Genomic DNA, 12753 nt, shown 5'->3' on the forward strand with positions numbered 1-12753 from the left:
AGACCAGCCCCACAGTTTTTTTTACCCTGGCGTCGCGATTCGCGATAATGAAGGCTGACGTCGTGTGATCAGTCTCGCCCCAACTCACGCTGTCTAAAATTTATCCAGAAGTGAATTTGCACGGCGGGAGAATTTGGCTGGCGGGCAATGGCTTTACCCCAGCAACTGTTGCAGAAATCAGTAGTGAGCAAAAATGCAGGAGCATCCTAACTACCAGGATATCGTTCTGGTCGGCGGTGGCCACACCCATGCCATTGTGTTGCAAATGTGGGCAATGAACCCGCTGCCGGGTGCGCGCCTGACATTGGTTTCTCCACAAATCCAAACCGCCTATTCCGGCATGTTGCCGGGGATGGTAGCGGGCCACTATTCACTGGATGACACCCATATCGATCTGGCGCGCCTGTGTCGCGCTGCAGGCGCTCGTTTTATTCAGGCCTGTGCCCACCATATCGACGTAAAGGCGCACACGGTATCACTGCTCGGGCGTCCACCATTAGAATACGACCTCTTGTCCCTGGATGTCGGTGCCACCCCGGTGCGTGAGCTGCCCGGCTCAGAATTGGCAATCCCCATCAAGCCTATCGGACATTTTTACAACTTCTGGCAAAAACTGCAGAGACATGTACAGAAAAATCGCACATCTCTGCGCCTGGGTATTGTCGGCGGCGGTGCCGGTGGTTGCGAACTGGCCATGGCAATGGCTTATAGCCTGGAGGAGCAGATCTATTCCGGGCGCGTACAAATACACCTGATACACGGAGCTGATGAAATCCCCCAAGGCTATCCTTTCCTCGCGCGAAAATTAGTGGCCCGTGAGCTCGATAGCCTCGGCGTAGAAATACATCACAACTGGCCGGTATCAGAAATTACAGAGCAGGGCGTACGCAGCAACAATGGCGAGCTACTCAACCTGGATCAGGTGCTGCTCTCAACCAACGCTTGTGCTCCCCCCTGGCTGGCGGATTCCCAGCTAGCTCTGGACGATAAAGGCTTCGTAGTAGTAGACCGTAAACTGCGTGCCCAGGGACATCAGGAAATCTTTGCCGCCGGTGACGTGGCCAGTTTTTCCGCCGGGCCGCTGCCCAAGGCAGGTGTCTACGCAGTGCGGCAAGGGCCGGTGCTGTTTCACAATCTGCGCGCCACTCTCACCGGACAGCCATTGAAAAATTACCGACCGCAAAAGCGCTTTCTGAGCCTGTTGGCCTGTGGCGGCAAGCGCGCGGTTGCGGTGCGCAATGGACTTGCCGCAGTGGGAGCCCCCCTGTGGCGCTGGAAAGACCATATTGATCGCAACTTTATGCAGCGCTTTAGCGATCTGTCCATCAGCATGGAAGAGATGCCGAGCGCCCAACCTCGCGAGATACTCAACCAGCGCCAAGGCATCTCTCTGGCGAGCATGCGCTGCAATGGCTGCGGTGCCAAGGTAGGCCCTGAAGTACTACGCGGCGCTCTGGCCAAGCTTCCCATACAGCAATCTGAGTACCTACTGCGCGGACTCGGAGATGATGCCGCCGTGATGGACCTGCCCGCCTCGCAATTATTGGTGCAGAGTTCCGACCAACTGCGCGCCCCGGTTGCAGACCCCTGGCTGTTCGGGCGACTTGCCGCTTTGCACGCACTCTCTGACCTGTTCGCTATGCATGCCCGCCCGGTGAGCGCACAGGTATTGGCCACCTTGCCCACCGCGGCAGAAGAAATCACCCAACGGGACTTACAACAGCTGCTCGCCGGTACGATTTACGAACTCAACCGCCACCATTGCGTACTCTCCGGTGGCCACACTGCCGAAGGAGCGGAGATGCAGTTGGGCCTCACTGTGAACGGCCTGGCTGAGCGCGAGCAACTGCTGGAAAAATGTGGGGCTCACACAGGAGACTGTCTGATATTGAGTAAACCCTTGGGCATCGGCACCATTCTCGCCGCCGAGGGGATGGGGGAAGCCAAAGGTCGCTGGCTGCAAAAGGCATTGGAGACCATGCTGCACAGCAATGCCGCCGCTTCCGGGGTTTTCGCCCAACACGGCGCCCACGCTCTCACTGATGTCACGGGCTTTGGTTTACTCGGCCACTTATTGGAAATGCTGAAACCCGACGGGCTCAGTGCCACTCTAATCGCCGAGCCGCTGCCACTGATTCCCGGCGCCCGTCAGTGCATTGAGCGCGGCTGGTTATCCAGCCTACAACCGCAGAACGCCAGTGCCTATTCCTTTGTGGAAAACCCCCGGGAGTGGCAATCCCTACCACACTGGGCGCTACTCACTGATCCACAGACCTGTGGTGGCCTGCTCGCCGCTGTTCCTGCCAGTAAGGCTGAAGCCTGCGTTCGCGCCCTACTACAGAGTGGCTGCAGCCAGGCCGCCATCATTGGAGTGATCAACACTAGGGGCAACCCCAAGCCAAAGATACGCCTGCGTCGGGATGGCCACTGGCGGCAGTTAATCACTCACAATAGCGAGGCGGAACACAGCCAAGTGTAATCATTCCGCTTTTATTTCTATTTATCATCACTTGTTCGGGCCTGTTGATATCACTGCCAATGCGGAGGATACTGGCAGCAAAACAAGCGCCGCTAACCATGTATTGCGGCGATAGGTCTTCACAGATTGGGGAGTCGGCTTATTAGTAATCGACAGGAAGACCACCCACCATGAAAAAAATTGTGATCATCGGCGGCGGCGCTAGTGGGCTACATCTAGCCACGCGGCTCGGGCACTATTTCAGTTTTACTCCGTTCATGGGAAAAAGACACAACTCTCCCACAGCACAAATTACTCTGGTCGATAAGAATCGTACCCATATCTGGAAGCCCCTCCTCCATCAAGTTGCCGCTGGCGCATTAGACGCCAATATGGACGCCCTTAACTATCAAGTACACGCCCGCGCTAACGGCTATGAATTCCAGCTCGGCGCGCTACAGTCTCTCGACAGAAAGCGTCGGGTTGTCACTTTGGGGGCGGTGTTGGATGACGAGGGCCATGAGTTGGTGGCTTCTCGCGAACTGGAATACGATTATTTAGTTCTCTGTATCGGCAGCAAGAGCAACGATTTCCACACTCACGGCGTACGTGATCATTGCGTCTTTCTCGACAGCAGTGAGCAGGCACAGAAATTCCACCAGCAGCTTCTCAATCATTTTTTGCGCCTGGAAACCCACACTAAGAACAGCTTGCAGATTGCTATAGTTGGTGGCGGCGCTACCGGAGTGGAGTTGTCGGCAGAGCTGGTGGATGCAAGCAAGCAGATGGGCAACTATGGGCGAATCAGCTCGGACGCTATTGGTATCACCGTAGTCGAAGCCGGACCGCACCTGTTGCCGGCCCTGCCGGCGCGCTTGGGCAATAACGCCGAGCGCGAACTGAGTAAAATGGGAGTGCGCGTACTCACCGGTTGCAGTATCGCGAGTGCCAATCCCACGGGTCTCACCACCGGTGACGGCATGGAAATTCCCGCAGCGATTCGCGTCTGGGCCGCTGGGGTCAAAGCTCCCGATTTTCTCAACCGTCTCGATGGGCTCGCCACTAATCGCCTCAATCAAATAGAGGTGAAAACCACACTGCAAACTCAAACTGATCCAAGTATTTTTGCCATGGGAGATTGTGCCAGTTGCGTCGATGGTGACGATCAGCGGGTACCGCCGCGCGCTCAAGCAGCACAACAGATGGCCAAACTCACCGCCTCCAATTTGATCGCTTTGATTGAGAACAAACCCCTGGAACATTTTTACTATCGGGATCGAGGCTCCCTGGTTTCACTGAGTAAATACACTGCGGTAGGAAATTTGATGGGCACCCTGGTAAAAGGCAGTCTCACCGTAGAAGGGCGTATTGCAGGTTTTGCCTACCGCTCACTCTATCGCATGCACCTGGCGGCAATCCACGGCTGGCCAAAGGCGATGTTGCTTTATCTCATTGGACAGGCCAACCGCGCGGTGAGCCCTCGTCTTAAATTACACTGAGGAAACCAAAAAAGTTATCTCAATAAATTAAGCGGTCAATCTTGGCCGCTTTAACTTGGCCATCTGATTTATGCCTATCAACCGTAATATTTTTCTTGCTCTACATAACTAAAGCTTTCAGGCTTTCGATAAAATATTGATCTCCGTAAACTGTCCAATATATTTTTATGCCCTAATCACAGCAGCTTGACGAAATTAATTCCTATGCAATATCAACGTATCGTGGTGCTGACCGGCGCCGGTATCTCCGCAGAATCTGGTATCCGTACTTTTCGCGGGGCCGACGGCCTATGGGAAAACCAACGTATCGAAGATGTCGCTACCCCCGAAGCTTTTGAGCGCAATCCCCAACTGGTACAGCGTTTTTATAACGAACGTCGTCAACATCTAATATCTGGAGATGTAGTACCCAACGCAGCTCATCAGGCTTTAGCCGAACTGGAAAAAGAGTTCACCGGGGAGTTTTTGTTGGTTACCCAAAATATCGATGACCTCCATGAGCGCGCCGGCAGCCATCATCTGATCCATATGCATGGCGAACTGCTCAAAGCGCGCTGCAGCAGCAGCGGCCAGCTGTTTTCCCTGCGGGAGGATCTGTTGGTTAGCGATCACTGCAACTGTTGTGGACTACCAGGTACCTTGCGCCCCCATGTGGTGTGGTTTGGGGAAATGCCGCTGCAGATGGAGGCGATTTACGAAGCCCTGAGCCAGTGCGACCTGTTTATCAGTATTGGCACCTCCGGCAATGTCTATCCGGCTGCCGGATTTGTAGAATGTGCCAACCTGGCGGGAGCACACAGTGTGGAATTAAATTTAGAACCCAGCAGTGTGGGTGATGCTTTCACCGAGCACCGCTACGGACCGGCCTCGGCGATTGTTAGAGATTTTGTGCGCGAGCTGCTCGACTAGCGTATACACAACTAAGCGGCTACTGCGTTTGCGAAAGTTCAGCTACGTGATGTTGTCTGCTGTCCTTACCGTAGCGTTGTAACAGAGTGGTTACCTGGCCTCGATCACGAATAACAATATAGAGGCGATCGTATTCATCGGATTCTCTAATTGGAGCACCTTGTTCCCCTCCGAGAAGGGCCACCATTTCCAGCGTAGTATTGCTATGCCCAACGACCAAGATTCGATCGCCGGCCTGGTCCAAATCCACGGCAAACTCTTTTAATTTACGGTAATCATAGCTTTGTACCGGCAAACCTCGCTGTTCAGCCAATGGGCGGGCAGTTTCCCTGGTGCGAGTAAAATCGGTGCTGTATACCGCATCAATTTCCACACCTTTGAGTATCCGCGCCAACTGCTCGGCACGGGCCTTGCCAGCTTTTGCTAGTTGTGGATCTTTGCCAGCATTAGGCCCCAGCTCCTTTTCCCCATGGCGCACCAAATAAATAACCTGGCTATTGGTCTGGCTATTGGTATTTGATGTCGCGCTTTCCGCCCAAGTATTGACCCAAGGCGAGCTTAAAAAGCCAATGATTAGCAGACTGGTAATTCGGGTAAACACAAAAGGATGCTCTCAATCCAATAATAATTGGAGGTTATGCAAAGGATATAGGGGCAGTAAACCCATATTCGATGAAATGCAGGAGAATGCGTTTAAATTTTTAAGAAATGTAAAGAATACCCTGGTGGAGATTATCCAGCACCGGTATTACCGATGCTGGATAGGAAACCTGAGCAGAATTAGATCTTCCACTCTTTAACGGTTTCCAGACCGTATTCATCGATCCACTGGCTCAGCGCTTTAGGGTTGCGCTTTTTCTTCTCTACAGTGGCACCGGTATACGGATTGCGGTAGTGACCGGTTTCCAGCTTGGGCTCTGCAGACTTGCTCGCAGTAGCTGCAGCACGGCGGCCGCGACGGGGGCTATCGCCCTCTTTTTTCAGGTGACGGGCAACGCGAGACTTAAGAGTCTGTACGTAGTCAGGAGCGTCTTCATCATTCAGCTGGTCTACCAGCCACTCAACGACCTGGCGGCCACGTGCAACGAAGAATTCCTCTTCTTCCATCTGATATTCGGCAGCCAGATTAACCAGTGCCTTATCAAACGCGATAACGCCATCTTTTTTGCGTTCTGCCTGAGCCATTTGCTCCTGCAGTTCTTCGATTCTTGCCTGATGCTCGGCAATTTGCTGTTCGAGTTGTTCGTATTCCTGGAACATTCAATAAACCTCAACGACGGTTATTAAAAATACAGAGAAAACACTGTGGCGGAGGCCGACACAGAGTCGAGTCCGGTTATTCGAAATATCAAAATTGTTAACAGCACCACTAGCCGATTACTGGCGGTTAAGTGATGTTATATTCGGCATATTACGAATTAGCCGAATGAAAAACGAGATACCCTTGCACCGGTCGACTCCAGCGCTAGATATATTCGGCAAATGCATTATTAAAAGCTAGCCGACTTCAGCCTTTTCCGGTATTGAACCCGAAACACTGATTATATTTCTCGGCTGAGGTCGCGAATAATAATCTTTCGCCAACAAATATCAACCGTTTACGCTCTATCATTTGAATATAATAGGAATCTTCACGGTTATTGCTAACAAAATGTAACAAAGGCGTGGATATTCGCCTGAACAAAAGGATATTCAAACATCCCTATTTTGGCTATATTGTAACCGCAGTCGCCAATTGCAAATTATTGCGCTGACTTTTGTTATAGCACTCATTGCCAAAAACCATTGGATACCTGACGCTCGCTATGTCCAGTACCCATAATATTCATCACATGCCCACTTTAGCGGCTCTGATGACGCCGTTTCCCTATCACATCGATATTGATGCCACCGTTGAGGATGCCCTTTCGCTAATGGAAGAGCACAAGGTGCGCCATCTGCCAGTAACCCGTGCCGGCGATCTGGAAACGGTCATCTCCAAGGGAGATATCGAAAGGGCCAACGCCCCCGGACACCGACTGGAAGAGCAACAACTCTATGTCCACGACCTGTGCGCGCGCCGGCCCTTTATTGCCGATATCCACGATCCGTTGGATAAAATCCTAATGGCTATGGCCGATACGGGTATCGGCTCGGTACTGGTCATGCGTGAAGGAGAACTGGTGGGTATCGTCACAGTGACCGATATACTGCGATTTTGTAGCAACTATCTTGCGGAATTAGCGCAGCCTGTGGACGACTCCATCGCCTGAGCTTAGAGCGGCCATACCCACAGCAACATGGGGATACTCACAAGCACCACTAGTATCTCCAGGGGCAGCCCCATGCGCCAATAATCACCAAAATCGAACCCCCCCGGCCCCAGAATCAAGGTATTGTTCTGGTGGCCCACCGGGGTTAGAAAAGCGCAGGATGAGCCGATGGCCACAGCCATTAGAAAGCTGTCCGGATTCACCGCCAGTTGTTCAGCGGTACTAATAGCAATTGAACACATCACCGCCGCAGTGGCCACATTGTTCATAAAGTCCGACAGTGTCATGGTAACGATCAATATCAACACCAGAGCCAATACCGAACTACCCTGAGCCAAACTATCCAGCAGCACCTGTGCCACCAAGTCCGCCGCCCCTGTACTTTCCATCACCTCTGCCACGGCAATCAATGTGCCCAACAAAACAATCACAGAACCATCCAAGGCCTCGTAAATGTTTCGCAGCGGCACAACCTTGAGTGCCATAAAAGCCAGCACGCAGGTAGCAAATGAGACCGCTGCGGGGACCAGGCCAAAGGCTGCACCCGCAACTCCCAATGCCATAGCAAGCAGGGCAATGACTGCCTTCTCCTTGTTCGGCATGCCGATATCCCGCTGAGCCAGAGGCACGCAGCCCTGTTCCCGGGCAAACCTATTGAGATGATTATCAGGACCCATCATCAGCAGGGCATCGCCCGCCTGCAACGGCGTAGAACGCAGGCGCTTCACCGATCGGCGTCCGCGCCGGGAGAGGGCCAGCAGATTAATCTGGTAGTTGGTCGAAAGGTGTAAAAACTGAGTCGAGCGCCCCACCAAAGTAGAATTGGGCATTACAACCAATTCGCGCAACTGCATTTCCTCACCGGTGGGGCCGCTCTTTTCCTTACTCTTATCCCGAGAATCCTCGTCCTGCAGCGGCTTTGCCCCTCCCAGCTGTACAACCACTTTCTTGTCTTTTTCTGTCTCAGCCCCACCAACCATGGTGAGTCCAAGCCTGGTAAGACTCGCTGCTAAGGATGCGGGCTCTGCCTCGATTACCAGAATGTCCCCGCTTTGCACCCGCTGCCAGGGCGCTACTGCCGCTACCCGAGCATCGCTTTGCACCAACCCGACTACCTGTGCATCCTCAGCCCCCAGTACCTTGCCAATTTCACCCAGGCTCTTACCCACTGCCGCACTCTTTTCCCCAACCAGTGCCTCAGTAAGGTAAGTCCCGGTATCGAAACTGGACGCACCCGCTTGGCCGCGACCTGGCACCAGGCGCCAGCCAAGCAGGCCGATAAAGAACAGGCCAACCAGGGTCACTGCCAAGCCCACCGGGGTGAAATCGAACATGCCGTAACTGCCGGCCCCGGCGCTGTCGCGGAAACCGGAGACCACCAGGTTTGGCGGCGTGCCAATCAGGGTGGTCATGCCACCGAGTATCGTGGCGAAAGACAAGGGCATTAGCACCTTACCCGGAGCCAGGCCCTGTTTTTCCGCCATATCCGCCGCTACCGGCATCAACAGCGCCAAAGCCCCCACATTGTTCATAAACCCTGATAGAAGAGCACCGAGCCCAGTCAGGAGTAACATTGATACTGTGATATTGCCGCTTCGAGGCACTACCCGCTGGGCCAGGGCTCCCATAGCTCCGGTATTCTGCAGGCCACGACTGAGGATCAGCACGCAGGCCACAGTGACCACTGCCGGATGACCAAATCCAGCAAATGCTTTTTCAGGGGGAATTAATCCAAAAAACACACAAGCGAGCAGGGAAGAGAGCGCCACCATATCGTGGCGCCAAGGCCCCCAGATAAACAGCGCTATAGTAATCGCGATAATGATTAGAATAAGCAACTGATCTAGGGTCATAAATACGTATTTCCTGAATGAAGCACTCGTGAAGAATTCCACGGGGCAACTCATTCAGGGTATACAAGGATAAGGTATTGACGGGAATAAAGGCGCCGGAAGACCACTCTTCACTGATCGTTTAGAGGCATAATTTGCGCCAACCAAGTTCAATGGATCGGTTTCAATGGAAGTCGAGAGCAATCTTCCAATAGTTTTATGGACCAATAGGAAATCTATATTTCTTATTACGATTAAGGGAAATTTTAATTGGACTTATGCTAATAGGGCAAAGTGTAAAATTAGATAAAAATATTGGAATATCCGGAGATATTTTCTGCCCAGGTATTTTAGTGGCGTCAAATTTCACCAAAAATTATGATATCCAAACCATAACGGATACCAAATTATTAATAACTGCTCCCTATTGAAATTCTCACCCTATTACCAACCATATCTTTTCTTCTTATTTGTTAATTTAGCATAAAGGGCCCTGCCCTAAATTAACCCAAAGCGTTACATACACCTTCAGCTAATTAGCCACAAGTACTCGCGACTAATGCTCTACTAGCTCCTCAATTATTGGTGGTGACATACCCTGGAGCCATTTTATTCTGTTAACCGCTAAAGTGGATTGGCGTACAAACAAGCAAAAGCCTTACAATCGACCAAAGTTTCTTTGATTAACTCTATAAGAGCCTCAGAGTGGTCAGCCCTCATTAATGAGTGAAGCTCTCCACAGCAATATTGGAGACCCTCCTTGCGCAAAAATACTACGAATTACCGTGATCTATTCCTACACGATATTCCGCTGATGGATGTACGAGCACCGGTGGAGTTTCAGCGCGGAGCATTTCCCCATGCAGAAAACTACCCGTTATTAGACGACCAACAACGGGAGTTAATTGGTACAGAGTACAAACAGCAGGGGCAACAGGCCGCTATTGATTTGGGATGGCAACTAGCCACGGATAAAGTCGTAGAGCATAGACTCAACGCTTGGAGTACATTTATTCATCGCCACCCCCAGGGTTACCTTTACTGTTTTCGTGGCGGCCTGCGCTCGCGCACTACACAGAAATTATTGCGAGATGTGGGAATTGATTATCCACTAGTTGATGGTGGCTACAAGGCTATGCGCACCTATCTGCTCAGCAAGCTGGAAGGCCTGAGCCAAGAGCTGCCGCTGATCGTTATTGCCGGTCACACCGGCAGTGGTAAGACAGAGTTAATTCAGGGTGCAGAACGAGCACTCGACCTGGAGGGAATTGCCAGGCACCGCGGCTCCAGCTTTGGCCGTACGGGTTGTGATCAGCCTTCTCAAATTGATTTTGAAAACCAAGTGGGTATCGATTTACTCAAGCTGTCGCAAGCTACCGGACCAGTTTTTATCGAGGATGAAAGCCGGCTTATTGGCCGCTGTGCCCTGCCCCCAGTATTACAAAATGCCATGAAAAGCGCTCCCAGAGTCCTGGTGGAGGAACCGCTGGAGCAACGAGCCCGGCGTATTGTGCAAGATTATGTGTGCGAGGCCCTGCCGCGCTTTAAAACTGCTGACAATTCCTCCGCAGCGACATTGGGAGAAGAACTGCGCAACAACCTGAGTAAAATCCGCAAGCGCCTCGGTGGATTACGCCATCAAATATTGGATGCACAACTTATGGATGCAAATCGAGAATTACAACAGAGTGGGAACAGTGAGGCCTATATTCCACTGGTGATGTGTTTATTGCGAGAATATTACGATGGTGGTTACAACCACCTGATGGAAAAGCGTGACAGCCCTATCCTATTTCGCGGTAGTTTTTCAGAAGTGAAGGACTGGCTGAATCACAGGCGCGACTGTTAGTTAATAGCTAAAAATTTTATGTAGATAATTTTAGTAATGCATCGAGCAGAAAAGTAATTAATCACTCAAATGAAAAACACCGGGGAGGCAGTCCTAAGCCTCACTTATACCTTGTGCGCCAAACGGTTTAACTTGAAACGGCGCAATAAAATCCAGTCCCGCAATTTATGCGGTAACCAGCGCGCAAGCCAGGGCAACAGGCGGCTGCGATTGCCGATACGCACCAGTGTGCGCGGCCGTTTACGTAGTAGTTCACGTACTAACTTACTTGCCAGGGAACTGGCCAGGGTGGCATTTTGTTGAGATTCCTGTGCGCGGGCGCGCACCACTTCCTCCTGGCGCTTATACATTGAATCCGGAGGCAGGAGACCGCGCAGTGATACTTCCGCGTGGCGGCCGAACTCTGAGGCAATAGCCCCAGGTTGCACTGTCATTACGCGAATGCCAAAAGGTTTCAGTTCCAGGCGCAAGACTTCCGAGAGTGTGTGCAGGGCCGCTTTGGAAGCGCAGTAGGCCCCAGAGAAAGGGGTAGCCAAAACACCGGATACGGAACCGATATTACAAATTACAGCGCCCTTGCCCGAGCGCATCAACGGCACACTGGCGCGCGCCAATGCCAGCGGTGCAAATACATTGGTGCGAAATTGGTTTTCCAAGGAACGGGTATCCAGCTCCATCAGTGGGCCCATCTGCCCGTAACCGGCGTTGTTGATCAATATATCCAGGCGACCGTAGGCGGCCTTGAGAGCGTGTAGCACCCGGTTAATATCTGCCTGGCTATTAACATCCAAAGCTTCGGTAGCGATGCCCAGGTCCGCCAGTTCCTGCAGGCTTTCCGGGCGTCGCGCGGTAGCGATAACAATAGTACCGCGGCGATGTAAGGCCAGGGCCAGTTCGCGACCAATACCACTGGAACATCCCGTAATCAGAGCGACTCTGTCTGGCGCCACATAGCCACGGCCAATTTGGGCAAGGCTCTCTGCGGCAAAGCTATCAGGAGATTTTCGAAAACTGGAAACTGGTGGTTTGTTCACGGGGACTGCTCCGTTTACTGGTTCGAATCCTCCGACACGGCCTGGGATTGCTCAATCAGGCCAATAATATTGCCGTAAGGATCGAGAAAACTCGCCATCAGTACGCCCTCGCCAACATCCACCACATCGCTGTGTTGTCGCGCACCCATGGCTCCAAGACGCTCGACCTGTGCGGCCATATCCGCAACCGCCCAGTAGGCGATCACCCCATCCGCGCGGCTGATCGCGCTGCGCGCATCCGGATTCAGGCCCAGTTCACAATGGCCGAGATGAAAACCCACATAGCAATCGCTATCGAAATAGGGCTCTTTCTGCAGCAGCTGCGCATACCAGGCACGGGCCTCTGCAATATCTGTTACACCGTAAATTACTGTACGCAGGCCGAGAAACTGCTCCATTAAGACACCCCGTTGTTTAATTTTTATCCGCTGGGTGGGGCACTATGGCGCAGCTTATTGCAGCTCCTGCTCCAATTGCTCCAGCAGGTCGATGGGTTCCAGCTCCACACCTTCCAGCTCATTGTTCCAGTTCAGCCCCACCAGCAGTACATCCTCGTGCATACCGGTGAGCCAGTCATCCATAAATTCTTCCAGGTCGATAGCTACCGCTTGGTATTCCGCCCAATCGCCCTCACAGTGTGCCTGGGCAAATTCCCGCTGGGACCAAAAGGGCATCACTTCAGTTTGTGGGCGCTTTTCGGATTCGCACAACGCAAAGCCCTCTTCCCCCTGCAGCGCCCAGACGCAGCCCTGTTCGGCAGCCTCTGGCAAAAAACGTGCGCAGTTTTCTTCAAAATCATCAGTTAAGGGTTCGCTTTGCATAACATCTTCGCTTGATAAGTTTGCCAGCAGTTTACGCCAGTTTGCCCCCCGCACCAACGCACAGGCCACTGCTCTGGCATCAGGCAAAACCGCTTTACC

The 12753-nt window shown here is 52.5% G+C and carries 11 protein-coding genes; 5 read left to right on the forward strand and 6 right to left on the reverse strand.

The features are described 5' to 3' along the window. Positions 1 to 193 precede the first annotated feature (193 nt). The 3 genes from ACJJIB_RS19730 to cobB all read left to right on the forward strand — a co-directional run bounded on the left by ACJJIB_RS19730 (position 194) and on the right by cobB (position 4866). Positions 194 to 2479, forward strand: a complete 2286-nt coding sequence (locus tag ACJJIB_RS19730) for a slr1591 family oxidoreductase (protein WP_444882878.1) — start codon at positions 194 to 196, stop codon at positions 2477 to 2479. A gap of 170 nt (positions 2480 to 2649) precedes the next feature. Then, positions 2650 to 3957: an NAD(P)/FAD-dependent oxidoreductase gene (locus tag ACJJIB_RS19735; protein WP_444882879.1), complete on the forward strand. Its 1308-nt coding sequence runs from the start codon at positions 2650 to 2652 to the stop codon at positions 3955 to 3957. A 204-nt stretch (positions 3958 to 4161) separates the two neighbouring features. Beyond that, positions 4162 to 4866, forward strand: a complete 705-nt coding sequence (gene cobB, locus ACJJIB_RS19740) for a Sir2 family NAD+-dependent deacetylase (RefSeq protein ID WP_444887295.1) — start codon at positions 4162 to 4164, stop codon at positions 4864 to 4866. Between the two features lie 19 nt (positions 4867 to 4885). Here cobB and ACJJIB_RS19745 read toward each other — a convergent pair whose 3' ends face one another. Both ACJJIB_RS19745 and ACJJIB_RS19750 read right to left on the reverse strand, forming a co-directional pair. Further along, positions 4886 to 5467, reverse strand: a complete 582-nt coding sequence (locus tag ACJJIB_RS19745; protein ID WP_444887296.1) for a SixA phosphatase family protein — start codon at positions 5465 to 5467, stop codon at positions 4886 to 4888. Between the two features lie 179 nt (positions 5468 to 5646). Beyond that, complete coding sequence (locus tag ACJJIB_RS19750; RefSeq protein ID WP_252083443.1) at positions 5647 to 6126, reverse strand: DNA binding protein; 480 nt, start codon at positions 6124 to 6126, stop codon at positions 5647 to 5649. A 545-nt stretch (positions 6127 to 6671) separates the two neighbouring features. Here ACJJIB_RS19750 and ACJJIB_RS19755 point away from each other — a divergent pair. Then, positions 6672 to 7118: a CBS domain-containing protein gene (locus ACJJIB_RS19755; RefSeq protein ID WP_444887297.1), complete on the forward strand. Its 447-nt coding sequence runs from the start codon at positions 6672 to 6674 to the stop codon at positions 7116 to 7118. A 2-nt stretch (positions 7119 to 7120) separates the two neighbouring features. On the opposite strand, the gene ACJJIB_RS19760 is transcribed toward ACJJIB_RS19755, so the two are convergent. Continuing rightward, positions 7121 to 8971, reverse strand: a complete 1851-nt coding sequence (locus tag ACJJIB_RS19760) for an SLC13 family permease (RefSeq protein WP_444887298.1) — start codon at positions 8969 to 8971, stop codon at positions 7121 to 7123. Positions 8972 to 9710: 739 nt separating this feature from the next. Here ACJJIB_RS19760 and mnmH point away from each other — a divergent pair. Next, a complete protein-coding gene (gene mnmH, locus ACJJIB_RS19765) occupies positions 9711 to 10799 on the forward strand; it encodes a tRNA 2-selenouridine(34) synthase MnmH (RefSeq protein WP_444887299.1) in 1089 nt (362 codons plus the stop codon). Between the two features lie 104 nt (positions 10800 to 10903). On the opposite strand, the gene ACJJIB_RS19770 is transcribed toward mnmH, so the two are convergent. Genes ACJJIB_RS19770 through ACJJIB_RS19780 form a run of 3 tightly spaced genes read right to left on the reverse strand, consistent with a single transcriptional unit; the run spans position 10904 to position 12741 of the window. Beyond that, entirely contained in the window at positions 10904 to 11833 is a 930-nt protein-coding gene (locus ACJJIB_RS19770) for an SDR family oxidoreductase (protein ID WP_444887300.1), read from the reverse strand. Positions 11834 to 11847: 14 nt separating this feature from the next. Continuing rightward, positions 11848 to 12231, reverse strand: a complete 384-nt coding sequence (locus ACJJIB_RS19775) for a VOC family protein (protein WP_444887301.1) — start codon at positions 12229 to 12231, stop codon at positions 11848 to 11850. A 54-nt stretch (positions 12232 to 12285) separates the two neighbouring features. Then, on the reverse strand, positions 12286 to 12741 hold the full coding sequence (locus ACJJIB_RS19780; protein ID WP_435583626.1) for a DUF2750 domain-containing protein: 456 nt from the start codon (positions 12739 to 12741) through the stop codon (positions 12286 to 12288). Between the last annotated feature and the right edge of the window lie 12 nt (positions 12742 to 12753).

The sequence above is a fragment of the Microbulbifer mixtoriginis (SeqCode) genome (genome assembly GCF_052467705.1).

What these genes read in the sequence shown, in the direction of transcription:
- ACJJIB_RS19730 (WP_444882878.1), top strand. Translation starts at nt 194, where the DNA reads ATGCAGGAGCATCCTAACTACCAGGATATCGTTCTGGTCGGCGGTGGC.
- ACJJIB_RS19735 (WP_444882879.1), top strand. Translation starts at nt 2,650, where the DNA reads ATGAAAAAAATTGTGATCATCGGCGGCGGCGCTAGTGGGCTACATCTA.
- cobB (WP_444887295.1), top strand. Translation starts at nt 4,162, where the DNA reads ATGCAATATCAACGTATCGTGGTGCTGACCGGCGCCGGTATCTCCGCA.
- ACJJIB_RS19750 (WP_252083443.1), bottom strand. Translation starts at nt 6,126, where the DNA reads ATGTTCCAGGAATACGAACAACTCGAACAGCAAATTGCCGAGCATCAG.
- ACJJIB_RS19755 (WP_444887297.1), top strand. Translation starts at nt 6,672, where the DNA reads ATGTCCAGTACCCATAATATTCATCACATGCCCACTTTAGCGGCTCTG.
- ACJJIB_RS19760 (WP_444887298.1), bottom strand. Translation starts at nt 8,971, where the DNA reads ATGACCCTAGATCAGTTGCTTATTCTAATCATTATCGCGATTACTATA.
- ACJJIB_RS19775 (WP_444887301.1), bottom strand. Translation starts at nt 12,231, where the DNA reads ATGGAGCAGTTTCTCGGCCTGCGTACAGTAATTTACGGTGTAACAGAT.